1 pseudogene is annotated in these 242 nt (G+C 66.9%); it reads right to left on the minus strand.

From position 1 onward, the window contains the following. Positions 1-242 (minus strand): annotated as a pseudogene (locus SB753_RS40685) (sugar kinase); the annotation flags it as partial.

The raw sequence follows: 242 nt of genomic DNA on the forward strand, positions 1-242 counted from the left end.
GACATCGGGCGACGCCAACGCCGATCGGTAGTTGATGTCGAAGCTCACGGTCGTTCCGGCTGCTCGAGCTCGATCGATCGATGTGTGCAGCGCCGCTCGGGCCGATTCGGACAGCAGGGGAGTGATGCCAGTGATGTGCAGCAACGCCGCGCCCTCGACCCATCCGTCGGGCAGATCGTCCGGATGCAGGCGGGAGCCCGCAGACCCGGCACGGTAGTAGTGCACGGCGGTGGATGCGGCAG

Origin of the sequence: Paraburkholderia sp. SIMBA_053 (assembly GCF_046534895.1) — a bacterium.
In the GTDB taxonomy this organism is placed as follows: Bacteria; Pseudomonadota; Gammaproteobacteria; order Burkholderiales; family Burkholderiaceae; genus Paraburkholderia; species Paraburkholderia caledonica.